22 protein-coding genes and 2 tRNA genes are annotated in these 25,493 nt (G+C 60.7%); 15 read left to right on the plus strand and 9 right to left on the minus strand.

Translation table 11 applies throughout. The annotated features are described in order from the left end of the window. Positions 1-162 precede the first annotated feature (162 nt). The 8 genes from KGA96_RS06850 to ychF all read left to right on the plus strand — a co-directional run bounded on the left by KGA96_RS06850 (position 163) and on the right by ychF (position 7,080). A complete protein-coding gene (locus tag KGA96_RS06850) occupies positions 163-1,887 on the plus strand; it encodes a tetratricopeptide repeat protein (protein ID WP_046041866.1) in 1,725 nt (574 codons plus the stop codon). A 4-nt stretch (positions 1,888-1,891) separates the two neighbouring features. Continuing rightward, on the plus strand, positions 1,892-2,509 hold the full coding sequence (lolB, locus tag KGA96_RS06855; protein ID WP_223512063.1) for a lipoprotein insertase outer membrane protein LolB: 618 nt from the start codon (positions 1,892-1,894) through the stop codon (positions 2,507-2,509). 1 nt (position 2,510) lies between these two features. Further along, a complete protein-coding gene (gene ispE / locus KGA96_RS06860) occupies positions 2,511-3,362 on the plus strand; it encodes a 4-(cytidine 5'-diphospho)-2-C-methyl-D-erythritol kinase (RefSeq protein WP_046041864.1) in 852 nt (283 codons plus the stop codon). Between the two features lie 36 nt (positions 3,363-3,398). Beyond that, positions 3,399-3,473 (plus strand) — tRNA-Gln (locus tag KGA96_RS06865). A gap of 46 nt (positions 3,474-3,519) precedes the next feature. After that, positions 3,520-4,461 (plus strand): ribose-phosphate pyrophosphokinase, encoded by a 942-nt coding sequence (locus KGA96_RS06870; protein ID WP_003208392.1) that lies wholly within the window; start codon positions 3,520-3,522, stop codon positions 4,459-4,461. Positions 4,462-4,603: 142 nt separating this feature from the next. Further along, entirely contained in the window at positions 4,604-5,203 is a 600-nt protein-coding gene (locus KGA96_RS06875) for a 50S ribosomal protein L25/general stress protein Ctc (protein WP_046041863.1), read from the plus strand. A gap of 169 nt (positions 5,204-5,372) precedes the next feature. After that, positions 5,373-5,957 carry an aminoacyl-tRNA hydrolase gene (pth, locus tag KGA96_RS06880; protein WP_046030136.1) on the plus strand — a complete coding sequence of 195 codons (585 nt, stop codon included), beginning with the start codon at positions 5,373-5,375 and terminating at the stop codon, positions 5,955-5,957. 22 nt (positions 5,958-5,979) lie between these two features. Next, the gene (ychF, locus tag KGA96_RS06885) at positions 5,980-7,080 is read left to right on the plus strand and encodes a redox-regulated ATPase YchF (RefSeq protein ID WP_046041862.1); all 1,101 of its coding nucleotides are present in this window, start codon (positions 5,980-5,982) and stop codon (positions 7,078-7,080) included. 188 nt (positions 7,081-7,268) lie between these two features. On the opposite strand, the gene KGA96_RS06890 is transcribed toward ychF, so the two are convergent. Next, entirely contained in the window at positions 7,269-8,486 is a 1,218-nt protein-coding gene (locus KGA96_RS06890; RefSeq protein WP_046041861.1) for an MFS transporter, read from the minus strand. Between the two features lie 334 nt (positions 8,487-8,820). On the opposite strand from KGA96_RS06890, the gene KGA96_RS06895 reads away from it, so the two are divergent. Continuing rightward, positions 8,821-10,878 carry a methyl-accepting chemotaxis protein gene (locus KGA96_RS06895; protein ID WP_046041860.1) on the plus strand — a complete coding sequence of 686 codons (2,058 nt, stop codon included), beginning with the start codon at positions 8,821-8,823 and terminating at the stop codon, positions 10,876-10,878. Positions 10,879-10,893: 15 nt separating this feature from the next. On the opposite strand, the gene KGA96_RS06900 is transcribed toward KGA96_RS06895, so the two are convergent. Then, complete coding sequence (locus KGA96_RS06900; protein WP_223465964.1) at positions 10,894-11,799, minus strand: LysR substrate-binding domain-containing protein; 906 nt, start codon at positions 11,797-11,799, stop codon at positions 10,894-10,896. Between the two features lie 228 nt (positions 11,800-12,027). Between KGA96_RS06900 and KGA96_RS06905 the strand changes: the two genes are divergently transcribed. The 6 genes from KGA96_RS06905 (at position 12,028) to KGA96_RS06930 (ending at position 17,641) form a co-directional block, all read left to right on the plus strand. Next, complete coding sequence (locus tag KGA96_RS06905) at positions 12,028-13,146, plus strand: ABC transporter ATP-binding protein (protein ID WP_223465966.1); 1,119 nt, start codon at positions 12,028-12,030, stop codon at positions 13,144-13,146. A 15-nt stretch (positions 13,147-13,161) separates the two neighbouring features. Next, positions 13,162-14,082, plus strand: coding sequence for an ABC transporter permease (locus KGA96_RS06910; protein ID WP_046041857.1), 921 nt, complete (start codon positions 13,162-13,164; stop codon positions 14,080-14,082). Continuing rightward, a complete protein-coding gene (locus KGA96_RS06915; RefSeq protein WP_046041856.1) occupies positions 14,082-14,888 on the plus strand; it encodes an ABC transporter permease in 807 nt (268 codons plus the stop codon). Before KGA96_RS06910 ends, KGA96_RS06915 begins: the two co-directional genes overlap by 1 nt. 27 nt (positions 14,889-14,915) lie before the next feature. After that, positions 14,916-15,962, plus strand: coding sequence for an extracellular solute-binding protein (locus KGA96_RS06920; RefSeq protein WP_223465968.1), 1,047 nt, complete (start codon positions 14,916-14,918; stop codon positions 15,960-15,962). A gap of 60 nt (positions 15,963-16,022) precedes the next feature. Then, positions 16,023-17,477, plus strand: coding sequence for an amidase (locus KGA96_RS06925; protein ID WP_046041854.1), 1,455 nt, complete (start codon positions 16,023-16,025; stop codon positions 17,475-17,477). Positions 17,478-17,564: 87 nt separating this feature from the next. Further along, positions 17,565-17,641 (plus strand) — tRNA-Met (locus KGA96_RS06930). 169 nt (positions 17,642-17,810) lie between these two features. Here KGA96_RS06930 and KGA96_RS06935 read toward each other — a convergent pair. The 7 genes from KGA96_RS06935 to KGA96_RS06965 are packed head-to-tail and all read right to left on the minus strand — an operon-like array spanning position 17,811 to position 25,393. After that, positions 17,811-18,989, minus strand: a complete 1,179-nt coding sequence (locus KGA96_RS06935; protein ID WP_223465969.1) for a pyridoxal phosphate-dependent aminotransferase — start codon at positions 18,987-18,989, stop codon at positions 17,811-17,813. Between the two features lie 49 nt (positions 18,990-19,038). Beyond that, positions 19,039-19,728 carry an ABC transporter permease gene (locus KGA96_RS06940; protein WP_046041852.1) on the minus strand — a complete coding sequence of 230 codons (690 nt, stop codon included), beginning with the start codon at positions 19,726-19,728 and terminating at the stop codon, positions 19,039-19,041. Positions 19,729-19,741: 13 nt separating this feature from the next. Then, positions 19,742-20,455: an ABC transporter permease gene (locus KGA96_RS06945; protein ID WP_046041851.1), complete on the minus strand. Its 714-nt coding sequence runs from the start codon at positions 20,453-20,455 to the stop codon at positions 19,742-19,744. Between the two features lie 36 nt (positions 20,456-20,491). Beyond that, on the minus strand, positions 20,492-21,268 hold the full coding sequence (locus KGA96_RS06950; protein WP_223465970.1) for a transporter substrate-binding domain-containing protein: 777 nt from the start codon (positions 21,266-21,268) through the stop codon (positions 20,492-20,494). 54 nt (positions 21,269-21,322) lie between these two features. Next, positions 21,323-22,138, minus strand: a complete 816-nt coding sequence (locus KGA96_RS06955) for an ABC transporter ATP-binding protein (protein ID WP_404942362.1) — start codon at positions 22,136-22,138, stop codon at positions 21,323-21,325. Between the two features lie 50 nt (positions 22,139-22,188). Then, positions 22,189-23,772 (minus strand): peptidase M20, encoded by a 1,584-nt coding sequence (locus KGA96_RS06960; protein WP_046041849.1) that lies wholly within the window; start codon positions 23,770-23,772, stop codon positions 22,189-22,191. 19 nt (positions 23,773-23,791) lie between these two features. Beyond that, complete coding sequence (locus KGA96_RS06965) at positions 23,792-25,393, minus strand: 5-guanidino-2-oxopentanoate decarboxylase (protein WP_046041848.1); 1,602 nt, start codon at positions 25,391-25,393, stop codon at positions 23,792-23,794. Between the last annotated feature and the right edge of the window lie 100 nt (positions 25,394-25,493).

Genomic DNA, 25,493 nt, shown 5'->3' on the forward strand with positions numbered 1-25,493 from the left:
TCTATCGCGCCGGTAGACGACGCCGACGTTGCGAGCGGTTCTCGTTTAAAGGATCGCCCAGAGTCTTCTATCGGGTTGGCAGGTAAATTGCCGGGCCGGTTATGTTTGGCCGAAAGCTTGTGTCATGATGATCCGACCGCAGGTTAGTCGTCCTCCTCCTATATGAATAGATCTTCCGCGTTGCTTCTCGCTCTTGTCTTCCTCAGCGGCTGCCAAGCCTTGGCACCCGTATCGTCGGACGGTACGCCGCCGGCTGAAGACAGCACCCCGGCCCCTGAAAAGCCCAAGGTCTACAGCTCATTCAGCGAGGAAACCATCTTCAGCCTGTTGAGCGCCGAACTGGCTGGCCAGCGCAATCGTTTCGACATTGCCCTGGACAACTATGTGACCCAGGCCATCAACACCCAGGATCCGGGCATCTCCGAGCGGGCATTTCGCATCGCCGAATATCTGGGCGCCGACCAGGCAGCCCTGGATACCGCGCTGATCTGGGCCAGGAACGCCCCCGACGACCTCGAAGCGCAACGCGCCGCCGCCGTGCAACTGGCACGTGCCGGGCGTTATGACGATTCCATGGTCTATATGGAGAAAGTCCTGCAAGGCAAGGGCGACACCCATTTCGACTTCCTTGCGCTGTCCGCGGCCGACACCGACCAGGACACCCGCAACGGTTTGATGAAAAGCTTCGACCGTTTGTTGCAGCGTCATCCGGACAACAGCCAGCTGATTTTCGGCAAGGCTTTGCTGATGCAGCAGGACGGCGACGCCAAAGGCGCGTTGAAGCTGCTGGAAGACAATCCGCCGGACGACGGCGAAATCGCACCGATCCTGCTGCGCGCACGCCTGCTGCAAACCCTCCATCGCGGTGACGAGGCCTTGCCGCTGCTGCAAAAAAGCATCAAGAAATACCCGGATGACAAGCGCCTGCGCCTGACTTACGCGCGCATGCTGGTTGAACAGGACCGCATGGACGACGCCAAGGCCGAGTTCTCGAGCCTGGTCCAGCAATACCCGGAAGACGACGAACTGCGTTACTCCCTGGCACTGGTCTGCCTGGAAGCCAAGGCCTGGAACGAGGCCAAGGGTTATCTTGAAGACCTGATCGCCCGGGAAAGCCATGTCGACTCGGCACACCTGAACCTCGGCCGCATCGCCGAAGAACAAAACGACCCGCAAGGCGCGCTGATCGAATACGCCAAGGTTGGCCCGGGCAGCGACTACCTGCCGGCGCAACTGCGTCAGGCCGACATCCTGATCGACAACGGCAAGACCGCCGAAGCCCAACGCAAACTGGCGGCAGAGCGCGACGAGCAGCCGGATTACGCGATCCAGTTGTACCTGATCGAAGCCGAAACCCTGTCCGCCAACAATCAGGGCGACAAGGCCTGGAACGTTCTGCAACAAGCCTTGCAGCAATATCCGGACGATTTGAACCTGCTCTACACCCGCGCCATGCAGGCGGAAAAACGCAATGACCTGGCGCAGATGGAAAAAGACCTGCGCACGATCATCAAGCGTGACCCGGACAATGCCATGGCGTTGAACGCCCTCGGCTACACCCTGTCCGACCGCACTACGCGCTACGCCGAAGCCAAGGCCCTGATCGAACAGGCGCACCGGATCAGTCCGGAAGACCCGGCGGTACTCGACAGCCTTGGCTGGGTGAATTACCGCATGGGCAATCTCGACGAAGCCGAGCGCCTGCTGCGCCAGGCCCTGGAACGCTTCCCAGACCAGGAAGTCGCCGCTCACTTGGGCGAAGTCCTGTGGGCCAACGGCAAACAGCGCGAAGCGAAACAAGTCTGGGGCAAGTTCCTCAAGGAACAACCCGACAGCCCGACCCTGCGCGGCACCATCAAACGCCTGACCGGATCAGAGACTCTTTAAGATTATGTTTTTGCGCCATTTCATCGTTTTCAGTTTCATCACCCTGCTCGCCGGTTGTACTGGCCTGGGTCCCCGCGAATCGGTCGAGGGGCACGGCGACCCTGCCCAATGGCGCGAGCACAAAGAACAACTGACCAGCCTCGATGGCTGGCAGATCGACGGCAAGATCGGCATTCGCGCACCGAAAGACTCGGGCAGCGGCACGCTGTTCTGGTTGCAGCGCCAGGATTACTACGATATTCGCCTGTCCGGACCACTGGGCCGCGGCGCGGCTCGCCTGACCGGACGCCCGGGCAAGGTGTCGCTGGAAGTCGCCAACCAGGGACGCTACGACGCGCCGAACCCGGAAGTGCTGCTCGAAGAACAGCTGGGCTGGAAATTGCCGGTGTCCAACCTGGCCTGGTGGGTGCGCGGCCTCCCGGCTCCCGGCAGCAAAAGTCGCCTGACCCTGGACGGCGACAGCCGCCTGGCCAGCCTGGAACAGGATGGCTGGAAGGTCGACTACACCGCCTACACCCAGCAAAACGGTTACTGGTTGCCCGAGCGCATCAAGCTCAGCGGCACCGACCTTGATGTCACGCTGGTGATCAAGGTCTGGCAACCGCGCAAACTGGGGCAATGACATGCCGGACAATCGCCTGACGCTGCCTTCGCCAGCCAAACTCAATTTGATGCTGCACATCCTGGGGCGCCGTGAAGACGGCTACCACGAACTGCAGACGATGTTTCAATTTCTCGATTACGGCGACGAAATCACCTATGCCCTGCGCGATGACGGTGTCATCCGACTGCACACTGAGTTCCCGGGCGTTCCCCACGACAGCAACCTGATCGTCAAGGCCGCCAGAAAACTTCAGGAGCAATCCGCTTGCTCGCTGGGTGTCGACATCTGGATCGAAAAAATCCTGCCCATGGGCGGCGGCATCGGTGGCGGAAGTTCGAATGCAGCAACAACATTGCTTGGTTTGAATCATCTGTGGCAATTGGGCTGGGATGAAGATCGCCTGGCCGGGCTGGGGTTGACGCTGGGCGCCGACGTCCCGGTTTTCGTACGTGGCCACGCGGCTTTCGCCGAGGGCGTGGGGGAGAAACTGACCCCTGTCGACCCGGAAGAACCGTGGTATCTGGTGCTGGTGCCGCAAGTCTCTGTTAGTACGGCAGAAATTTTTTCAGATCCGTTGTTGACACGTAACACTCCTCCCATTAAAGTGCGCCCCGTTCCCAAGGGAAACAGTCGTAATGACTGCTTGCCGGTGGTAACAAGGCGTTATCCAGAGGTACGTAACGCTTTGAATTTGTTAGGTAAATTTACCGAAGCAAAACTCACCGGAACTGGAAGTTGTGTGTTTGGGGGCTTCCCAAGCAAAGCTGAAGCTGATAAAGTCTCGGCCCTTCTTACAGAGACCCTTACAGGGTTTGTAGCAAAAGGAAGCAACATTTCGATGTTGCATCGCAAGCTGCAAAGTCTGCTCTAAAGGAACCGATTACTGGGTAATCGTTGCAACAGATACAGGGGCGTCGCCAAGCGGTAAGGCAGCAGGTTTTGATCCTGCCATGCGTTGGTTCGAATCCAGCCGCCCCTGCCATTTTCCTATACTCATCCAGGTTACCCTCAGCCTTCAGGTACTGCGCGTGTCCAAGATGATGGTCTTTACGGGGAACGCTAACCCCGATCTGGCTCGGCGTGTTGTACGTCAGCTGCATATCCCTCTCGGTGACATCTCTGTCGGTAAATTCTCCGACGGCGAAATTACAGCCGAGATCAATGAAAACGTTCGCGGTAAAGACGTCTTCATTATTCAGCCGACTTGCGCTCCGACCAACGATAACCTGATGGAACTGGTAGTGATGGCTGACGCCTTCCGCCGCTCCTCGGCTACTCGTATCACTGCTGTTATTCCTTACTTTGGTTATGCCCGTCAGGATCGCCGTCCGCGTTCCGCACGTGTGGCTATCAGCGCGAAAGTCGTGGCTGACATGCTTACCGTAGTCGGCATCGACCGTGTTCTCACGGTTGATCTGCATGCTGACCAAATCCAGGGTTTCTTCGATATTCCGGTAGATAACATCTACGGCTCCCCCGTTCTGGTGGATGACATCGAAGATCAGCGCTTCGAAAACCTGATGATCGTGTCCCCGGACATTGGCGGCGTCGTGCGTGCACGTGCCGTTGCCAAATCCCTGGGCGTGGATCTCGGGATCATCGACAAACGCCGTGAGAAAGCCAATCACTCTGAAGTGATGCATATCATCGGTGATGTCGAAGGGCGTACCTGTATTCTGGTCGATGACATGGTCGATACCGCCGGCACCCTGTGCCACGCGGCCAAGGCCTTGAAAGAGCATGGCGCTGCCAAGGTTTTCGCCTACTGCACACACCCTGTGCTGTCCGGTCGGGCGATCGAAAACATCGAAAATTCCATGCTGGACGAACTGGTGGTGACTAACACCATCCCGTTGTCCGCTGCTGCACAAGCCTGCTCGCGTATCCGTCAACTGGATATCGCGCCGGTAGTTGCCGAGGCGGTTCGCCGCATCAGCAATGAAGAATCGATCAGCGCGATGTTCCGCTAAGGGCCCTGCCCTTCTCGAAATGTCTCGTTGACGAAAAGCGCCCCGCCCCGGCATTCCTGTCGGGGCGGGGCTTTTTTGCCCATATCGCCTTTAGCGCTGGTCGCAAACGCTGGGGCGAATGTGGTTATTTTGGAGATACAACATGAACGAATTTACCCTGAATGCTGAAGTGCGTTCCGACCTGGGGAAAGGTGCGAGCCGCCGCCTGCGTCGTCTCGCGAGCCTGGTTCCAGCTGTAGTTTACGGTGGCGAAAAAGCCCCTGAATCCATCAGCATGCTGGCCAAAGAAGTTGCCAAACTGCTCGAAAACGAAGCGGCTTACAGCCACATCATCGAGCTGAACGTTGGTGGCACCAAGCAGAACGTCGTGATCAAAGCCCTGCAGCGTCACCCGGCCAAAGGCCACGTGATGCACGCTGACTTCGTACGCGTAGTAGCTGGCCAGAAACTGACCGCTATCGTTCCAGTGCACTTCATCAACGAAGAAGCACCGACCAAGAAAGGCGGCGAAATCTCGCACGTTGTTGCCGAGATCGAAGTTTCCTGCCTGCCGAAAGATCTGCCTGAGTTCATCGAAGTCGACCTGGCTAACGCCGAAGTCGGTTCGATCATTCACCTGTCGAACCTCAAAGCTCCTAAAGGCGTTGAGTTCGTGGCCCTGGCACACGGCGATGACAAGGCTGTTGCCAACGTCCACGCTCCACGTGTTGCTCCAGAAGCTGCAGAAGGCGCTGCAGAGTAATTTTACTCTGTACGCCGGAGTGACCGGAAACATCGCGGACTAGAGCATAGCGAGAAAGCGGGCGAGAACGCGGAGTTTACATCATGGTAAATGAGCAATTTTCGTCCACTTTCGCCGCTCTCCCTGATTGCGGCGATGTTATCCACCACTCCAAGGAAGGGCCCCTATCGTGACTGCCATCAAACTGATCGTTGGCCTGGGAAATCCAGGCGCTGAATACGAGCAGACCCGGCATAACGCAGGGGCCCTTTTTGTTGAGCGCATCGCGAACGCACAAGGCGTGAACCTTGTGGCGGACCGCAAGTATTTCGGCCTGACCGGGCGCTATTCGCATCAGGGTCAGGATGTTCGTCTGCTGATTCCCACCACGTACATGAACCGCAGCGGCCAGGCCGTAGCGGCACTCGCCGGTTTCTTCCGCATCAAGCCTGAAGAAATCCTCGTGGCGCACGACGAACTCGACCTGCCACCCGGTGTTGCCAAGCTCAAGCAGGGCGGCGGCCATGGCGGTCACAACGGGTTACGCGACATCATTGCGCAACTGGGCAATCAGAATACCTTTCATCGCTTGCGGCTTGGCATTGGCCACCCGGGCGTTGCCAGTATGGTTTCAAATTTCGTCCTGGGTCGTGCGCCACGCGCCGAACAGGAAAAACTCGATGCCAGCATCGACTTTGCCCTCGGCGTGCTGCCGGATATCCTCGCCGGGGAATGGAACCGCGCGATGAAAAACCTGCACAGCCAGAAGGCCTGACTCTTATCCGAGGGGAAACACCATGGGATTCAATTGCGGCATCGTCGGCCTGCCTAACGTCGGCAAGTCCACCCTGTTCAACGCCCTGACCAAATCCGGGATCGCGGCCGAGAACTTCCCCTTCTGCACCATCGAACCCAACAGCGGTATCGTGCCGATGCCCGATCCGCGCCTGGATGCCTTGGCAGTCATCGTCAATCCAAAGCGCATCCTGCCGACCACCATGGAATTCGTCGACATCGCGGGCCTGGTAGCCGGTGCGTCGAAAGGTGAAGGCCTGGGTAACAAGTTCCTGGCCAACATCCGTGAAACCGATGCCATCGCCCACGTGGTCCGCTGCTTCGAAGACGAGAACGTGATTCACGTTTCCAACAGCGTCGATCCGAAACGCGACATCGAAATCATCGAGCTGGAACTGATCTTCGCCGACCTCGACAGCTGCGAGAAGCAACTGCAGAAAGTCGCGCGTAACGCCAAGGGCGGTGACAAGGACGCAGTGGTCCAGAAAGGCCTGCTGGAGCAACTGATCGCCCACTTCACCGAAGGCAAGCCCGCACGCAGCCTGATGAAGAACATGGGCGCCGACGAAAAAGCAGTGATCAAGGGCTTCCACCTGCTGACCACCAAGCCGGTCATGTACATTGCCAACGTCGCTGAAGACGGGTTCGAAAACAACCCGCACCTGGACGTAGTACGCGCCATCGCCGAAGAAGAAGGCGCCGTGGTTGTTCCTGTGTGCAACAAGATCGAAGCGGAAATTGCCGAGCTGGATGACGGCGAAGAGAAAGACATGTTCCTCGAAGCCCTGGGCCTCGAAGAGCCTGGCCTGAACCGCGTGATCCGCGCTGGCTACGAAATGCTGCACCTGCAGACCTACTTCACCGCCGGTGTCGAAGAAGTCCGCGCCTGGACCGTCCGCGTCGGTGCCACCGCACCACAAGCCGCTGGCGTGATCCACACCGACTTCGAAAAAGGCTTCATCCGCGCCGAAGTGATCGCCTACAACGACTTCATCCAGTACAAGGGCGAAGCCGGTACCAAGGAAGCCGGTAAATGGCGCCTGGAAGGCAAGGACTACATCGTCAAAGACGGCGACGTGATGCACTTCCGCTTCAACGTGTAAGCCTCACGCCCAAGAAAAAGCCGCGTTTGATACGCGGCTTTTTTGTGCCTGAAACAATCACCCGCCCCACCACCAATTCCCTGTAGGAGTGAGCCTGCTCGCGATGACGGTCTGTCAGTCGACAGAATCGCTAACTGACACACCGTCATCGCGAGCAGGCTCACTCCTACATTGGGAAATGTGTTGGATCAGGCCTTTTTGGTTCGCGGCAGGAAGATCGCCAACACCCCGAACAACGGCAAGAACGAACACAGGTAGTACACGTACTCGATGCCGTGAATGTCCGCCAGATGCCCGAGCAACGCTGCGCCAATCCCGCCGAAGCCGAACATCAGGCCGAAGAACACCCCGGCGATCATCCCGACATTGCCCGGCACCAGTTCCTGGGCATACACCACGATGGCCGAGAACGCCGAGGCGAGGATGAAGCCGATGATGACGCTGAGGATGCTGGTCCAGAACAGGTCGACATGGGGCAGCAGCAATGTGAAGGGTGCAACGCCGAGGATCGAGAACCAGATCACCGCCTTGCGCCCGATCTTGTCGCCGATCGGCCCGCCGAAGAATGTCCCCGCCGCGACCGCGCCCAGAAACAGGAACAGGTGCAACTGCGAACTGGCCACCGACAGGTCGAACTTCTCGATCAGGTAGAAGGTGAAGTAGCTGGTGAGGCTCGACATGTAGAAATACTTGGAGAACACCAGCAACCCGAGTACCACCAGCGCGCTGGTCACTCGGCTCTTGGACAGGCCGTGAGTCGCCGCCTGGCCTTGCTTGAGCTTGAACAGGTTCAAGTGGTTGGCGTACCAGCGGCTGATCCGGTAAAGCACGAACAGCGCAAACACCGCGAACAGGCCGAACCACGCCACGTGTCCCTGACCGTAGGGAATGATGATTGCCGCCGCCAGCAACGGGCCGAACGCCGAGCCTGCGTTACCGCCGACCTGGAAGGTCGATTGCGCCAGCCCGAAGCGACCGCCCGAGGCCAGTCGCGCCACGCGGGACGCTTCCGGGTGGAAGGTCGATGAACCGATGCCGATCAAGCCCGCCGCCAGCAGGATTAGCGGGAAACTGGCGACCACCGACATCATCAGAATCCCGACCAGGGTGCAGACCGTCCCCGCCGGCAACAACCACGGCTTGGGATGGCGGTCGGTGTAGTAGCCGACCCACGGCTGCAGCAGCGAGGCCGTCAACTGGAACGTCAGGGTGATCAGGCCGACCTGGGTGAAGGTCAGGCCATAGTTGGCCTTGAGCATCGGATAGATCGACGGCAGCACCGACTGGATCAGGTCGTTGATCAAATGCGCCAGCGCCACCGCGCCGATGATGCGCATCACCAGGGGACTGCTTTGGGGCGTAGTGGAAGCCGGCACTGAGCCGGTCTGGGCGTTGCTGATAGCCATGGGAATTTCCAGACAACAGGAGGTACAAACGTGCAGGTGCGTCAATGTGCCATTTTTCAGTGCAGCAACGCCATCCCCTTAGCCTGCTAACGACTTGGTTTTTTCATCGCCACAACCTTGATGGCGCAAAGCCATGGTCTGAATCTTGCCTTCCTTGTCAGCTTGAACGCGGCTTCCTTACAAAGGAGACCGACAATGGGAAGTTTCGCTACAGAGTCGGCCTACAGAGCGGACAAGGGTGAACTTTCGAGGCCTTTTTAGAGGGCACGAGTCGGGGGTGCAACAACCTCCGGCGCACGCCAATAGTGCGTGGTGTCCAGAGGAGTCTTGGGGCATGCAGGCTTTTTTATCACCGGGGATCGGGCTGCTGGGGCGCTTTGGCTTCGCACGTAAATTCCAGCTGTTGTTTCTGCTGTTTATCCTGCCGCTGGCCGGCAGCCTGTGGATGATCGGCCAGGACTATCGCGACAAACTCAGCCTGATCTCCGGCGAACGCGCCGGGGTGCGGCAACTGCTTGCGCTTGATGCGCTGGATGACCTGCTCGCCGCCCAGCGTGATCGCGCCGCCCGATGGCGCGCCACGGAAACCAATCGCCAGCCGACGCCGGCCACCCTCGCCGCGATGGCCGCCTTCGATGCGGTTCAGCCCGCCGTCAGCCAGGCCACTGCCGAGTTGGGCAATGCCCTGCAAAAAGAAAGCGACGAGGGCGAAACCCTGTCGCGTTATCAGGCCCTGCAAACCGCTCTCGATGGCCTCGATTCAAAAAGCCTGAGCAATGTCGGCTGGTGGCCCGATGGCTACGATCGCTTCACCAACGCCTTGAGCGCCCTGCAAGCCTTGCGCGAGCAGATCGCCATGGACAATCGCCTGACGCTGGCACCGTGGTTGGAAACCTACTTGCTGACGCAGATCTCCACCCAGCATGCGCCGGACCTGATCGAACGGGTCGGTCGTCTGGCGGCGGTGGGCCAGGCCTCGGTGGTGTCCGGGCAGTTCACCCTGCAAAGCCGCCTGCAACTGCGCGACCTGCGCAGTCGCATCGGCGATGCGCGAGAGCAGCTTGTGAAAACGGCTGGCCTGCTCGAAGCGCGCTTGCCCAGCGCCCTGCAAACCTGGGCCGGGCAATACCACGACAGCCTCAAGCGCCTCGATGCGGGCCTGAAGGTGCTGGATGACGGCGTGTTCGGCGGCAGCATCAACCTCAAGCCGGAGGACTTCGAACGCAGTCTCGATGCCCTGCTCTCCGACCTCGCCTCGTTGCGCCAGCAGTCGCTGGTGTCGCTGGATCAACGCCTGGATTACTACCACGGCTCGGCGATCCGCCAGTTCATTGTGGTGGCCGCCGTGTTGGGCTGCCTGCTGTTGGCCGCGCTGTATCTGTTCATCTGTTTGCAGGCCTCGATCCGCCGCAGCGCCAGCGGCATCACGCTACTGGCCGAGGCCTTGCGCGATGGAAATCTGAGCCTGCAGGTGCCGGTTCAGGGTCGAGACGAACTGGCAGTCATCAGCACCGCGCTGAACGTCGCCGTGGTGCAACTGCGCACCAGCCTGCAAGGGGTGGATCATGAAACCCTGCAACTGAGCAACGCGGTACAAACCCTCAACCATCATTCCAGCGACGCCCTGGGCGAAGTCGAAGCCCAGCAGTTGCAGATCAGCCAGATTGCCGCAGCGGCGACGCAACTGGCCGCCACCTCCAAAGGGGTGGCCCACAGTTGCGAACAGGCGTCCGGCAGCGCCCAGCACACCCGGCGCATTGCCGCCGACAGCAGCCGTGACAGCCAGCGCACTACCGCGAGCATCCAGCAACTCAATCAACGCCTGAACGACACTGCTGCGGCGCTGGGCCGGGTAAGCGAGCAGGGACAGCAGATTCAACTGGTGGTCGACACCATTCGCGGCGTCGCCGAGCAGACCAACCTGTTGGCCCTCAACGCCGCCATCGAGGCGGCCCGGGCGGGCGAGCAAGGGCGTGGCTTCGCGGTGGTGGCCGATGAAGTGCGCAGCCTGTCGCAACGCACGCAATCGTCGACCGCACAGATTGCTGGCACGGTCGACAGCCTGCGCAACACAGTGAATGAGGCCGTCAGCCTGATGCAAGCCGCGTGCAGTCAGGCAGAGTCCGATGCGCAAGCGGTCACCGGCCTCGGCGAACGGCTCGGGGAAATCGCCAGTGCAGTGCAGAGCGTCACCGATACCCTGGCGCAAATCGCCACGGCGGTGGAGGAACAGGCCAGTACCGCCGACGAGGTCAGCGGCAACATCCAGCAAGTCGATCAAGCGGCGGTGCGTTTGCTCGAAGGCGCCCGCGCGGTGAACCAGGCAGCGGACACCCTGAGCCACGGCAGCAAGGCCCTCAGCGACAACACCGGGCGCTTCCGCTTGAGTTGAGTCAGCCAGGACTTCTCAGGCGCGGATCACCGCCTCCGGGAAGTCCTGCTCCAGTTCGCTCTTGAGCCAGTCGATAAACCACGCCACGTCCGCCGAGAGCTCGGCGGACGGCGTCAGCACCCGATAGCTTTCCAGCTTCACTTGCGCGTCCACCACCCGCACCAGCTTGCCGCTATGGAGTTCTTCGCGCACCAGCACTTCGTTGGCCAGCGCAATGCCCTGCCCGCTCTCGGCCACCGACAGCGCGTGGTCGTTGTTGACGTAGAGCATGTCCGAATTGAGGTGGATGTCGAGGTCGTTGGCGGCGAACCACAGGTTCCACCACTCGCCGTCATCGACGTGGATCAGGTTGTGTTTCACCAGGTCCGCGGGGCTGTCGATGGGCTCGACGCTGGCCAGATAATCGGGGGAACAGATCGGAAACACCCGAGGACAAATCAGGCTGGTGCGCGAGTGGGCATATTGGCCGTCCACCCCGTAGACGATGCCCAGGTCAGCGCTTTTGCCATCCACTTCAGTGAAAGTTGAATTGGGTTCGATGGCGAACTTCAAGCCCGGGCGCAGATGACGCATGGTCTCGATGCGCGGCATCAGCCAACGCTTGGCAAACCCCGGCACCACCATGATGCGCAGCCAGCGTTCGGCGTGTTTTGGCTGCGCCTCTTTTCCGGCCTCGATGATCAGCTGCAAGGCGGCGGTGATCTTGCGGTGGTACTTCTCCCCCGCCACCGTCAGGTTGACCCCGCGAGAGGTGCGCTCGAACAGTTGGATGCCCAGCCAGTCTTCCAGCAACTTCACGTGACGGCCGATGGCCGGCTGGGTCACGTGCAGGGCTTTGGAGGCTTCGACATAGCTGCCCAACCGGGCCGCGGCATCAAAGGCACGCACCGCGTTGAGCGGCGGCAAACGGTGGTCAGGCATGGTTTCCGGGCGCCTTCTGCTGTTAAATTTTTTAACAACCCCTATGTTAAAATTGAAGTTTCGCCCCCGCAACCCCTCGCTGATAATCGATCCACAGCAGAACAAAAAAACAGCTGGTTACAACACCCGAACGCAATCTCGATCCTGCCCAAAAAAATAATATCCATGGCCCGACGACACAGCTGTTTTCAGCAGGTGCGCAGGCGATGGGGGAATCGGAGGTAACGCATGAATGCCCTGCATTCGCTGCAAACGCTGGCGGTGTCCATCCGCTCAGTGCGCAAAGTCTACGGTGATCCAAAGACTGGCCCGGTGGCGCTCAAAAGCATCGACCTGGACATTCGCGACAACGAATTCTTCACCCTTCTCGGCCCGTCGGGCTGCGGCAAAACCACGCTCCTGCGGATGATCGCCGGGTTCGAGTTTCCTACCGAAGGCGAGATTCTGCTCTACGGCGAAAACATCGCCGACCGCCCGCCCTTCCAGCGCCCGGTCAACACGGTGTTCCAGCATTACGCGCTGTTCCCGCACATGACCATCGCCGAGAACCTGGCCTTTGGTCTTGAGTCCCACCCGATGGGCAAAGTCCTGAACAAAACGCAAATGGCCGAACGAGTGCGCGAGATGCTCGCCCTGGTGCAGATGGAGCGATTTGCCAACCGCAAGCCGGCGCAATTGTCCGGCGGTCAGCAACAGCGTGTCGCCCTGGCTCGTGCACTGGCGCCGCACCCCAAGGTCTTGCTGCTCGACGAACCGCTCTCGGCGCTGGACCTCAAGCTGCGCCAGGCCATGCGCGAAGAGCTGAAAACCATTCAGGCCCGCACCGGCATCACCTTCATCTTCGTCACCCATGACCAGGAAGAAGCCCTGACCATGTCCGACCGCATCGCCGTGTTGTCCGAAGGCGAAGTGCAACAGGTCGGCCGCCCGGAGGACATCTACGAACGCCCGCGCAATCGCTTCGTGGCGGACTTCATCGGTGAGACCAACTTCATCGAAGGTACGGTCACCCGTGTCGAAGACGGTCTGGCCTGGTTCGCCGGCCCGGCTGGTCATCCGCTGCCTGCACAGCCATGCAGTGATGTGCGGGTCGGTGCCAACGTTGCGTTGTCCGTGCGCCCCGAGCGTCTGCATCTGGTGCCAGCCACCACTGAAAACGCTCTGCCGTGCCGGATCGAAGCGCAGATCTACCTCGGTACCGACCTGCAATATCAGGTCAGCCTGAGCGACGGTTCACGCCTCACCGTGCGCACCCCCAACTGCGTCGACCAGAGCAAACGCTTCGCCGTCGGCAGCCAGACCGGTCTGTTGTTCGACCAGGGCAGCGCCAGCGTCCTGCACGATTGAGCACGAGGAATTGCCATGCACGCTTTACCGATTGCCAACACCCTGGAACGTCGGCGGGCCTTCCAGAGCTTTCTCGGTGTCAGCCCCGCGCTGATCGCCATCGGCCTGTTCCTGATCGTGCCGATCCTGATCGTCATCGGTTACTCGCTGATGGAGGCCAACCCCTACGGCGGGGTGAACAAGGTGTTCAGCAGTGACGCCTACACCTCGCTGCTGTTCGAGCGACAACTGGACGACAGCCTGGCCTTCGCCGACTCCTACCTGATCATTGCCTTGCGCTCGATCGGCATCGCCGGGCTGACCACGCTCATCACTTTGCTGATCGGTTTTCCGGTGGCGGTATGGCTGGCCATGCAACCGGCCCATCGTCGCGGCTTGCTGATCTTCCTGATCACCGTGCCGTTCTGGGCCAACCTGCTGATCCGCACCTATGCGTGGATTCTGCTGCTGCGCAACACCGGGGTGATCAACAACAGCCTGATGGGCCTCGGGGTCATCGACCAGCCGCTGCAACTGCTCTACACCGACGGTGCGGTGCTGCTGGGGCTGGTTTATACCTACGCGCCCTTCGTCGTGCTGCCGATCTACGCCACCCTGGAAAAAATGGACATCCGCCTGCTCGAGGCCGCTCAGGACCTCTACGCCGGGCGCGTTAGAACCTTGCGCAGGGTGGTATTACCCATCGCCAAGCCGGGAATTCTCGCCGGCGCCATCCTCACCTTCGTGCCTTGCCTGGGCGCGATGATCGCCCCGGAACTGCTCGGCGGCGGCACGCGGATGATGCTCGGCAACCTGATCTTCCGCCAGTTCAGCGATGCGCGTAACTGGCCATTCGGCGCGGCCCTGTCGCTGGTGTTGATGGCGGCGGTGATGTTGGTACTGACGGTTTATGCCCTGCGTGCAGAACGCCAGCGCATCGCCAAAGGAGGTGCGTGATGATCGGCCTGTTCAAACGCAACACGCTGGGCGTGCAGGATTTCCCGGGCTTCGGCGGTTTCAGTTTCCTGTTCTACCTGTACCTCTACGCGCCGATCGTGGTGCTGGTGGCGTTCTCGTTCAACGCCAACCAGTCGGCCACGGTGTGGACCGGCTTCAGCCTCGACTGGTATCGCGCGGCCTTCGCCAACCAGGCCCTGCGCCAGGCGGCCGGCAACAGCCTGTTGATCGCGGTGTGCGCCAGCATGGTCGCCACGGCCATCGCCACCCTCGCTGCCCTCGGCACGTCACGGGGTGCGAAGTTCAAGGGCCTGCAACTGTCCATGGGCGCGATCATGTTGCCCCTGGTGCTGCCGGAAATCGTGGTCGGCGTCGCCACCCTGGCGTTGTTCTCCACCATCGGTCTGTCCTTGGGCTACGGCAACCTGATCATCGCCCATACGGTGTTCTGTATCCCGTTCGCCTTTCTGCCGATTCGGGCACGCCTGAACGACATGGACCTGTCCCTGGAACAAGCCTCGGCCGACCTGTATGCCGGCCCGTGGCGGACCTTCCGCAAGGTCACCCTGCCACTGCTGATGCCGGGGATTTTCTCCGGGCTGATGCTGGCCTTCATCGTGTCGCTGGATAACTTCGTGATCTCGATGATGGTCTCCCAGGCCGGCACCACCACCTTGCCGATCTTCATCTTCGGCCTGTTACGCATGGGCGTGACACCGGACGTCAACGCCGTCTCGACCCTGATCCTGGGCGTCTCGGTGCTGTTCGTCACGCTCTCTTATCTGCTGGGCAAAAAGAAAACCTGAACCTTCTACGTACCGTGGGGAAATAGCATGAGCAAGTTGATTGCAAGCATCGGCACTTCGTTGTTCCTGACTTTACCGCTGACTATGGTCGGCAGCGTTCAGGCCGCGGAAAAACTCAACGTGGTGAGCTGGAGCGGTTACTTTTCGCCGGAGATTCTCGCCAAGTTCCAGAAGCAGACCGGCATCGAAGTCACCGTCGACTCCTACGATTCCAACGAAACCCTGCTGGCCAAATTGAAACAGGGCGGGGCCGGTTATGACGTGGCAATCCCGTCGCACCAGTTCGTGCCGATCCTGATCAAGGAAAAACTGCTGGAGCGTTTCGACCCGGTCAACGAGCCCTACTACGCCAGCGTCGTCGACAACCTGAAAAAACCCACCTGGGACCCGGAAGGCGCCTATTCCGTGCCGTTCATCTGGGGCACCACCAGCGTGGTGCTCAACACCGAGCGCTACAAGGACCCCACCGACAGCCTCAAGGTGCTTTACGAGCCACCGGCCGAGCTGCAAGGGCGGATCAACATGTTCGACTCGGTCAGCGACGTGGTGGACATGGCCAGCCTGTACCTGAACATTCCGCTGTGCAGCGAAGACCCGAAGCAGATGCAGCAGATTCTGACCCTGCTCAAGGCGCAGAAACCCTTCGTCAAGACCTACAGCTCCAAGGCCGGCTCGATCCGCGAAAACCTCGCCTCGGGTGAAATCGACATGTCGACCTTCTGGGGCGGCTCGTCGATGCGCGCCCGGGAGATGAAACCGAGCCTGAAATACCTGTACCCGAAAGAAGGTGTGCTGGCCTGGGTCGACAACATGGTCATTCCGGCCGGCAGCAAGAACCCGACGAACGCCAAGGCCTTCATCGCGTTCCTCAGCCAGCCTGAAAACGCGGCGATGACCCAGAACTTCCTCAAGCACCAGAGCCCGATCAAGGGGGTGGAACCGTTCCTCGACGCGGGCCTGAAAGACGCCCCGGAACTGCACATTCCCGAAGGCACCAACGTGGTGTTCAGCAAGACCTGCGGCGAAGGCGCGATCCGCCTTGCCGATCGTCTCTGGACCAACCTGATGCGTTGATCTCTACCGCCCCGACGCGATGGCGGGGCGTTTTTCCAGCCGTCTGAAAGGCCGCTTGCAATGAACTCTAATAACATCAGCGAACTGGTCCTGTTGCAGGCCCACGAGCTCGCCGACCGCATCCGCCTGCGCCAGGTTTCCTGCCGGGAAGTGATGCAGACTTATCTTGCCCATATCGAACGCTTCAACCCGCAGGTCAATGCGCTGGTGAGCCTGCAAGCGCCAGAAGGCCTGCTGGCCCAGGCCGATATCCGCGACGCCGAACTGGCGAAAGGTCAATACCGTGGCTGGATGCACGGCCTGCCCCACGCCATCAAGGACTTGTCCCTGACCCGCGGCATCCGCACCACCCTGGGTTCGCCGCTGTACAAGGACTTCATCCCCGAGCGCGACGGCATCATGGTCGAGCGGATCAAGGCCGCGGGCGCGATCATCATCGGCAAGAGCAACACCCCGGAATTCGGCCTCGGCTCGCAAAGCTATAACCCGCTGTTCGGCGCGACCGGTTGCGCCTACGACCCGAGCAAGACCGCTGGCGGCAGCAGCGGCGGCGCGGCGGCGGCGCTGGCCATGCACCTGGTGCCGGTGGCCGACGGCAGCGACATGATGGGCTCGCTGCGCAACCCGGCGGCCTTCAACAACATCTTCGGTTTCCGTCCGTCCCAGGGCCGCGTGCCATTCGATGACAGTGCCGATCTGTTTATCGACCAACTCGGCTACGAAGGCCCCATGGCTCGCAGCGTGCGCGATGCAGCGTTGCTGTTGTCGGTGCAGGCCGGGGCCGATGCGCGGGCGCCACTGTCCATTGCCGAGCCCGGTAGCGCCTTTGCGGCACCACTGGATCGAGACTTCAAAGGCACGCGTCTGGGCTGGCTCGGCGACTTCAGCGGCTACCTGCCAATGGAGCAAGGCATCCTCTCGCTGTGCGAGAAGGCCTTTGCCGACTTCGAAAGCCTGGGTTGCCACATTGAACCGGTTCAGTCCGAATTCGCGCCAGAGAGGCTTTGGAGCAGTTGGCGGACGTTGCGCCACTGGATGGTCGCCGGCTCGTTGGGCGCGACCTATGCCGACCCGCAAAAACGTGCGCTGTTGAAACCGGAAGCCTGCTGGGAAGTCGAAAACGGCCTGAAACTCTCGGCCACCGATGTGTTTGCCGCCTCGGTGACGCGCAGCGACTGGTATCGGGCGATCTCCAGGCTATTCGAAAAATACGACTACCTGCTGTTGCCCAGCGCCCAGGTGTTCCCGTTCGATAAAACCCAACCGTGGCCCGCCGTCATCGAAGGCGTGACCATGGACACCTATCACCGCTGGATGGAGGTGGTGATTCCCGGCACCTTGTCCGGCTGCCCGGTGGCCAACGTACAGGTTGGCTTCAACGCCAGCGGCCTGCCCATGGGCCTGCAGATCATCGGCAGACACCAGGCCGACTTCGCTGTCCTGCAACTGGCGCACGCGTACGAACAGGCCAGCCGCTGGTTCCAGCGCTGCCCTTCGCCACTGCTCAGAGGATAGATTTTGATAAACGGTTGAAAGCGCAGAGAAATATTTTAGATTTATGCTTGACGCATCCCCGTTACCGGTGAATAATGCGCGCCACTTGGCTACATAGCTCAGTTGGTTAGAGCATAGCATTCATAATGCTGGGGTCCGGGGTTCAAGTCCCTGTGTAGCCACCAAGTACTAAAAACGGCTTACCGCAAGGTAAGCCGTTTTTTTATGCCTCGAGAAAAGTGCACTGCGGTGACAGGAATTCCTGCACCGCAGTATTGAAGTTATCGCATCGGATTTCGAAGGCTGCCAAGACAGTCAGGGGCAGGTCCCCTACCCCCCGTGGCAGCAGAAACGTCATTGCCCGCGAAGGCGCTCGATGAAGCCTGCGATTCGACCGCAGGCATCACTGAGCGCTGCGTCGGATACCGTGAACGAGATGCGTACGAAGCCGGCGGTGCTGGCGCCAAAAGCGCTGGCATCGAGTACGGCAACACCGGTTTCACGGAACAGTTGCCAGGCAAAGTCCGTGCTCGACAAGCCCGTCTCACGCACATCCACCAGCATGAACATGCCCGCCTCAGGCACCTTGCACTTGAGCAGCGGCACATGGCGCAAACCTTCGACCACCAGGTCCCGGCGCCGGCGGTAAAGAGCCCGCCCTTCCCCGACCACTTGCTCATCCAGTTCCAGCGCCTTGAGCGCAGCGGCCTGAATGAACCCCGGCAAGCCGTAGAGCATGCACAGCAACAAGTTATCGAGGTGGCCGATCAGCTCTTGCGGCCCCACCACCCAGCCGACTCGCCAACCGGTCATGGCGTGGGATTTGGACAGACTGTTCAAAATGACGGTGCGCTCGGCCATGCCCTCAAGGGTGGCCACGCTCTGGTGCGGACGGTCATAGGTCAGCTGACCATAAACCTCGTCGCTGATGACCCACAGGTTGTGGCGTTGGGCAATCAGTGCAACGGCCTCCAGCTCCTCGCGGGTGTAGACATTGCCGGTGGGATTGTTCGGCGTGGCCAGGGCAATGCCACGGGTCTTGTCGGTCACCACCGCTTCCAGCGCGGCCAGGGTCAGGCGGAAGTCTTCTTCGGCCGGCTGGGCAATCGGCACCAGGCATGCACCTGATGCCTGGATGCTCGCCGCGTACGTCAGGTACATGGGTTCCGGCACCAGCACTTCATCGCCTTGTTCGAACAGGCACATGGCCGTGGCATACAAACCGTTCTGTGCGCCGGCCACCAGTGCCACGTTGTCGGCGGACACCGGCCGGCCGAGCAATGCCGACTGCTTGGCGGCAATCGCTTCGCGCAGGGCCGGGCGCCCGATCACGTGGGTGTAGTGGGTGTCGCCCTCATTGATTGCCTGAACCGCCGCCGCGCATATCTCATCGGCAGTGGCGAAATCCGGATCGCCGATGCTCAACACGATCGCATCTTCACCGCGAGCCTGTGCATCACAGGCCGCGTAGTGAATGTCCCAGGCGGTGACGGTTTCGCCGCTGATGCGTTTGACCATGGACGAATATTTCATATGAAACTCCTTTTGAGCCCTTGGGCCGATGTGTCCATCGACTTTGAAGTCAGGCCTGACGTTGCGGCGTTTTGCCTATCCGGGCAAAACCTTGCTCAATGACAATCGCCAGGATGATGTAGATCACCGCCACCACCAGCAGCGGCTCATAGACACGTAATGTTTGCGAACGCACCAGGTTTGCCGCCCCCAGCAGGTCGGTGACCGCCACGGTCGAGGCCAGCGCCGTGGCCTTGAGCAGCATCACGCTTTCCCCGGCCAATGTCGGACGCAGCATCTGCAAGGCGCGCGGCATCCACACCCGGCGCAACACCAGCCAGGGACGCATGCCATAGGCCCGCGCGGCTTCCAGTTCGCCACGCGGTACCGCGCGCAAGCCACCGCGCAACACTTCACCGACGTACGCGGAAACGCTCAAGGTCAACGCGAACGCCACGTACCAGAAGCCTTCTCGCAAATACGGCCAGAACATACTGCCGCGAATCAACGGGAAGGTCGCAAAAACACTGCCCACGCCGTAGTACAACACGTAGATCTGCACCAGCAATGGCGTCCCCCGCAGCACGCTGGTGTAAAAGCGCAGTCCGTTGGACAGGAAGCGGTTCTTCGACAAACGCCCCAGCGCCACAAGCACCGCCATGAAAAAGCCGATAACCCCGGAGATCAGCAACAGCTGCAGGGTCAGTCCGGCGCCCTTGACCAATTCCTGATAAAAATTGCCCAGCCAATGAAAGTCCATGCTCGCCCTCCCCTTATGCGTGCCGTGGCATCCAGCGTTCGAAGCGCACTTCGACCCGCCGGAAGACCGAGCTGGAAACCAGCGTGATCAGGTAATAGAACGCAGCCACGGCGAGGTAAAACAGCAAATAATGCTTGGTCGATGCCGCTGCCTGGCGGCCGGCTGTCAGCAACTCGCTGTAACCCACCACGCTGATCAAGGCGCTTTCCTTGACCAGCACCAGCCACAGGTTGGATAACCCGGCAATCGCGAAGGGCAGCATGCACGGCAGAATCACCCTCCTCACCAGCAAGCTGTGGGAGATACCGTAGGCGCGCGCCGCTTCTATCTGACCGTGGGGGATGGACTCGATCGCACCGCGAATGATTTCCCCCGAATAGGCACCCTGCACAATGCCCAGCACCACCACGGCAGCCATGAACCCGTTGATCTCGACGCTCGGCTGGCCGAATGCGGCCAGCGTCAGGTTGATCAGATCGGCACCAGCGTAGTAGAGCAGCAGGATCAGCAGCAACTCCGGCACCGCGCGGTAGAGCGTGGTGTAGCAATTGGCGCAAACGACCAACCAGCGCGGGCCCTTGAGCTTGGCCATGGCCACGACCAGGCCGATGGCCAGCCCCAGGACAAAAGCCCCCAGGGAAATCCCCAAGGTCTTGACCATCCCCTGGGCCAGGGCCTGGAGCCAGCCATCGCTGAAGAACAGCCGGGAAATATCAGAAAGTGTCATGAGCACACCTGTGTTGGGTTTGCCTGAAGAAGCTGATTACTCAAGGGCCGAGATATCAGACTTGAAGTAGCGCTCACGGATCTTTTCGTAGCTGCCATCGGCACGCAGCGATTGCAGCGCCACATTCAAACGCTCGCGCAGGGCATCGTTGCCTTTGCGCACACCCGCGCCCACACCGTCGCCAAACAGCGGGTCAAGCGGCGCTACGCCCTTGCTGGCGAGCATCGAGTTGTCGGGGTTGTCCAGCATCGGCTCAACCACCAACTGGTCAGCCAGCATGATGTCGACGCGACCACTGCGCAGGTCCGCGAGGATGTCGTCCTGGTCGTTGTAATAACGGATGGTGGAGGTTTCGCCGTAGTACTTCTTGACGAACGCGGCGTGGGTGGTCGAACCCTGCACACCAATGATCTTGCCCTTGAGGCCGGCCGGGGTCGGTTCGAGTTCCATGCTGCGATCACCGATCCACAGTGCGCGGGTGAAGAAGTACGGCTGGGTGAAATCGATCACTTGCTGACGTTCTGGAGTGATCGACAACGAGTTGAGCACCACGTCCACCTGTTGCGACTTCAGTGCCGGAATCAGGCCGTCCCAGGACATTTCGTTAAGGCTGCAATCGGCCTTCATGCGCTCGCACACCGCGGTGATCATCTCCGGTTCAAAGCCACTCCACTCGCCCTTGCCGCTCTTGAAGGAGAACGGCGGGTAAGGTTCCAGGGCGATACCAAACACCAGTTTTTCAGCAGCGAACGAGGTACTGGCGATGCCGGCCAGCAGGCAGGCTTGCAGGGTGATCAACAGAGTTTTCTTCATGTTTTGATGCCTCTTTTCAGTTTGTAGTTATCGAGGTGAAAACATCACTGCGGGTTATCCGCGGTTGTCCTGGGCCATTACGAATTGCCGGCAACGCTCACTGCGTGGATCGAGCAATACCTGCTGCGGCGTGCCCTCTTCTTCGATCCGGCCTTGATGCAGATAGATGACCTTGCTCGATACATCCCGCGCAAAGGCCATTTCGTGGGTGACCAGAATCATCGTCCGCCCTTCTTCAGCGATGCCCTGAATCACCCGCAACACTTCGCCCACCAGCTCAGGGTCCAAGGCCGAGGTCGGCTCATCGAACAGCATCACTTGCGGGCGCATGGCCAGAGCGCGGGCAATCGCTACGCGCTGTTGCTGGCCACCGGACAGAAACGAGGGATACACGTTTCGCTTGTCGATCAGGCCGACTTTTTCCAGCAGGTGTTCGGCATGCGCCGTGGCTTCCTTGCGGTCCTCGCCGAGTACGTACACCGGCGCTTCGATAACGTTTTCCAGCACGGTGCGATGGGGCCACAGGTTGAAACTCTGGAACACCATGCTCAAACGCGTGCGCAGACGCTCGACCTGACGCGGATCGGCGATCTGCGCGACGCCACCGCGCCCCGTCTTCAACCGCACTTCTTCGCCGTTGATTCTCAGGCTGCCGCTGCAGGGGATTTCCAGCAGGTTGATGCAACGCAGCAAAGTACTTTTGCCCGAACCACTTGAACCGATAAGCGAGACCACTTCGCCCTCTTTGGCGCGCATCGAAATGCCCTTGAGCACGTGGTGATCGGCATAGCTCTTGTGCAGGTCATCGATGGCGACGACCGCGGTGTCAGTGTGTGGCTGGGGGATATTCACGTGGGTGAGTGCTTGCACGTCTGGATCCTCGAATTCTGATTGTTCAGGCAGGCCGGGCAACGCCACGACTATTCGTCGTCGCGCGCCGGGATCCACCACTCTTCGCCACGCACGGTGCGTATGTACTCCGGCCAGCGGAAGCGATGGGGGGCTTGAAAGTCGGCCGGCAACAGCGGCGCCTGCCAGCGCTCACCGCCGATGCCACCGCCGGTGCGCTGGTCGAACTCGGCTTTGGCAGCCTTGAGCAAATCGTCGTTGCAGAACAGGTCGAGCAAGGTGTTGGCAATGGTTTTCGCCGCCACTTCGATCATCGGATCGATGGTCTGCGGTATGCCGCCCAAGGCATTGGAGACCCAATCCGGGTACACGTGGCCGGCGGGCGCGCTGAGCATCGGGCGGGCCACCAGCAGACGCACGGTCGGGCAATGCCAGGTGTATTCGGGGTAGTCGTCGGAAGTCAGGTACTTCTGCCATGCCGGCATTTGCAGGCGCATCTGCCGCTCGCACTCCTGCGGGTCGATCAGTTGTTCGGTGGCCGGCAGGAAGGGTTCCGCCATCGGTACCAGGCCGAGATTGCTCTGGATCTCACGGGCAATCTCGCAGGCTTCAGCCCCCCATTGCGGTGCGCCGACGGCGGCCAGGTTGCTGTAGGTCGCCCGCGCCAGCACATGGTTGGGCAGACCGCCACGGGACTTGCAGACCCAGGTCTTTTTCCACTGGCAACCGGTGGCCATCGCCGCAGCGGCGGCGTTGTTATCCATCACCTGGGAAATGGTTTCGGCCTGCTCGATCGAATCACAACGCAGCAGGTACTGGATCTGTGACAGGTGCGGTGGCAGATTGTCGGCGGTGGCCTGCCCGGCCGTCAGGATGGCCTCGTTGTAACTCCACAAACCGGTGAACGGCAGGGTCGAACGGCGCAGGCTTTCGTTGAGGTTGTAGAAGTGCATCAGCGCATCGTTGGCGCCCGGTGCCCGGGCAGCCAGGTGATTCTGCGGGATCGGACTATAGCGGTCGGCGGCAATCCAGTTTTCCGGGTCTTCGCAGGTGAAGCTGTAGATGTAGGCGTAAGCAATGCCGCAATGGGTATCCCAGGTGGTGGTGTTGTTCAGCGGCAACATGTAGGTGGGGTGAAAACTGATGGCCGCATCCAGGTTGTCGTAGTAACCCTTGGCCGCGTGTACAGGTTTGGACGCACGGAGCTTTTCCGCCGGCTCACCAAAGAAACGAATGGTGCCCTCGATGCCGAACTCAAGCATCGCCGCCTTCGCCGCGAGCACCCCGCCCAATGCACTGATACCCAGCGCAGAGTGCGGATCGGTGTGGCCCGGGGCAAATCGCGACAGGCCTTCGCGGGGCATCTTGCGGGTGGTAGCGGCCTGGCAGTTACCGGGGACCGCATCGTATTCGGCGTAGGTCGCCAGCACCGGTCCCTGGCCATTACTGAAGGTTGCGCAAAACGCGGTAGGCATGCCGCCGCTGTTTTCTTCGACGGTGAAACCTTCCTTGCGCAACAGATCCACATACCAGGCACAGGACTTGTACTCGCGAAACGCAGGCTCCGCGTAGTGCCAGATGATCTGGTGCCAATCCGATAACTGCTGACGATGCTGGTCGACCCACTTCAGGGCAAATCTTTTCTGTAATTCCATGTGGTTCACTCCTAACGACTCAGGCAGACAGGAAAGCGGCGGCGTCCAGCTCCAGCAGAATCGGCTGACGGGTGTGGGCCTGGCTGGCAAGTACCTCGCGCAACTGCTCAAGGCTGCTTATGGCGATGTGGGCGACGTGGCAGGACTTGGCCAACGCGGCAAAGTCCGGTGGCAGGATGTCCACGCCCAATGGGGGAATATCGCGGTTGGTCATGTAGTCGCGGATTTCGGCATAACAGTGGTTGTTCCACAGCACCACGATCACCCCCAACTCCGCTTCACGGGCAGCGATCAGTTCGGCACTGGAGAACTGCACGCCACCATCGCCGACCACCGCTACTACGGGACGATCGCGCGCGGCGAGCTTGGCGCCGATGGCCGCCGGCAAGCCGTAACCCAAGGTGCCAAAGCCTGTGCCGGCGTTGAACCAGCTGTTGGCTTGCGGGGCGCGATAACCCAGCGCGCCCTGATACACCGGCTGGGTCGAATCGCCGACCACGATCGGCGCGGGCAGACTGTCGCGCAGGGTGTCGAGCATCTGCTGCATGACGTTCTGCTTGCTGCTCCAGCCGGACCGTTCGGCAGCGTTGACCTGTGCCACACGCTGATAGGCCCAGTCGCTGGCGCAAGCTTCAGGCACTGCCGCCAGGAGCGCTTGCAGCCCTTGCCCGGCATCGCCCAGCAGGCCCACGTCGGCGCGTGCCGCCCCCAGGATCTGCAAGGGATCGATGTCCAGGCGAATCAGCGGCGCATTGAGTGACAGCGGGCCGAGACCGAAGAAGTCGTAATCGGTTTCCCCCAATTCGGTACCGACCGCCAATACCACGTCAGCTTCGGCAAACAGTGCACGGCCATGCGCCGACGACTGCACCCCGTCGAGCAACAGCGGGTGCTCCGGCGCCAGCAGGCCACGAGCATTGGTGGTCAGGGCGACCGGCGCCTGCAACTTTTCCGCTAGCGCCTGCACCAGCCGGCCTGCGCCTCGGGCGCCGCCACCGGCGAGGATCAACGGCTTGCGCGCCGCCGCCAGCAGCTTCACCGCCGCCGCAATATTCGCGGCCGCCGGCGCCGGGGCTTGCGGCAAGGTACGTGGGCGCAGGTCGAGGTTGTCGGCTGGCATTTCCAGCACGTCCAACGGAATTTCGATGTGCACTGGACGCGGGCGGGCACAGCCGAACAGCGCGAAGGCGCGGGCAAGCACTTCCGGCAATTCCTCGGGGCGCTGCAAGGTATGGCTAAAGGCGCAGACCCCGGCGACCACTGCACGCTGGTCGGGCATTTCATGCAGGTAGCCATGGCCCAGGCGTTGATGTTCGCGGCGGCTGGTGGTGGAAATCACCAGCATCGGCACCGAGTCGGCGTAGGCCTGGCCCATGGCGGTGAGGATGTTTGTCATGCCGGGGCCGGTAATGATGAAGCACACGCCGGGCTTGCCGCTGGCCCGGGCGTAGCCGTCCGCCATGAACCCTGCACCCTGTTCGTGACGCGGGCTGATGTGGCGCAAAGAACTGCCGTGCAGCCCGCGATAAAGCTCGACCGTGTGCACACCGGGAATGCCGAACACCGACTCCACGCCGTAGCCTTCAAGTAACCGGACGAGCGCCTGGGCACAACTGGTCATGCGAGCACCTCTTTATTCTTATTGGGAATGCCAGGCTCACAGAGACCTGAACCGAGGGCCCTAGTATTGGTGACGAAACGATTACATCAATCGAAATAAA

Origin of the sequence: Pseudomonas sp. GL-R-26, assembly GCF_019947365.1 — a bacterium.
GTDB lineage: Bacteria > Pseudomonadota > Gammaproteobacteria > Pseudomonadales > Pseudomonadaceae > Aquipseudomonas.